Consider the following 1,694-nt stretch of genomic DNA (forward strand, 5'->3'; position numbering starts at 1 on the left):
GCATAGAGCAGATCGCTTTTCACCCGCGCCGCGCGCTCGACATTTTCAACGAAACAGATCAGTTCGAAATTCAGCGCGCTGGCGTTGAAATCGGTGAACAGCACCAGAGGCGCCGGAATGCCGACGACTTCGTCATGCGATTTGGCGACGTCGACCAGGATTTCGCGCACTTTCTCGGGGTCGGTCCCGGCGACGAGCTGCACCGGGATTTTGAGCCGGCCGATGCGGTCGCCGCGCACGAAATTCTTGACGACGCCAGTCATGATATTGCCGTTGGGCACGATCATGGTGGCGCGATCGAAGGTCTCGATTTCGGTGGCGCGGACATTGATGCGTCGGACATAGCCCTGGTCCTCGCCGATCACCACCAGATCGCCGACGCGCACCGCCCGCTCCCACAGCAGGATCAGGCCGGACACGAAATTATTGACCACGCCCTGCAGGCCCAGGCCGATACCGACCGACAAGGCGCTGACGACCAGAGCGAGCTTTTCCAGATTGAGGCCGAGAAAGGCCACCGAGAACAAAAGCGACAGCAGCACGCCGATATAGCCGACGCTGGTGCGGATCGAGGCCCTCAGGCCCTGATCGAGCTGGGTCAGCGGCAGATAGCGCTTTTCCAGCCAGCTCTGGATGGCGTGGGTGATGGCGTAGCCGGCGCCGAACAGCACGAGGGCGACCAGCAGGCTCCAGGGCGAAATGGTCACGTCGCCGATCTTGAAGCCGAAAAAGGCCGATTCGATCGCGCCCAGCAGGTCATGCGACTGCAACCCCCAGGGCGCCAGGACCATCAGGCCGGCGACGGCATAGAGCGTCAGGGTGATGACGCCGGACAGCAGCATGCCGAGCTGCGCCACGCTCTCGCGACGCAAGCCGACGCTGGCGACCAGGGCCCGGCTGAGCCGGGAATTGGGCCGGAAGCCCTGCTCCAGGCCCTCGGACAGCAGTTTGAGCAGCAGGAACAGCAGCCCGGCGACAAAAGCCGTCCAGGCGATCTGCCGGACCAGGAAGGAGGCCAGCGCGATATAGCCGAACAGATCGGCGCCGATCACCGCCGCCGTGGCCGCCCAGGCGGCAAACCGGATCGGCGGCCACCACGGGCTTTCATCCTCCAGCCCGGCCGCGCGGCCGCTCTCGGATTGCTCCTCGTCATCCGGGGCGGCGACAATGCCGTAAAGGCCGCGCATGAGGGTCAGGCCGACCAGCAAGGCGAAGGTTCCGCGCGCCGCCACCGAGACCGGCAGCGAAGCGCCGATCACCTCATCCATGGCGTCGAACAGATTGCCGAAGGCGATCAGACCGATGACGACGAGAATGAGATTCATCAGCCTTTGCGCGACGCGGTCGGTGAGGTCGACCGGACGCCAGAGCGGGCGGCTCGGCGCGAGAATGCCGTTGCCCAGGCCGATCGCCCAGGCGAACAGGATCACGCCGCGGAAAAAGGCGTCGGACAAAGGCTTGAACTGCTGGGCGCCGAGGCCGAACCAACCCGCCAGCAGATAGAACGCCGCCGCGGCGGCGATGGGAATGGCGGTCACCGCCAGAGCGGTCCACAGAGCCGCCGCCGCTTTCTGTAATTCGGTCGGCGGACGCCCGGATTTCTCGCGCGGGATCACGCGCCGCGCCAGCACGGCGGCGGCGACGACCAGGCCGATGAGCGCGATCACCGCCAGAGCGAACAGCAAAGCCGAGCC

The 1,694-nt window shown here is 65.7% G+C and carries 1 protein-coding gene; it reads right to left on the bottom strand.

Annotation, left to right across the window (positions count from 1 at the left end):
* Positions 1 to 1,694, bottom strand: a 1,694-nt coding sequence (locus ACE3S9_RS19280; RefSeq protein ID WP_374548093.1) for a mechanosensitive ion channel family protein, incomplete at both ends; no start/stop codon positions are given.

The sequence above is a fragment of the Rhodoblastus sp. genome (assembly GCF_041915505.1).
Taxonomy (GTDB): domain Bacteria; phylum Pseudomonadota; class Alphaproteobacteria; order Rhizobiales; family Beijerinckiaceae; genus Rhodoblastus.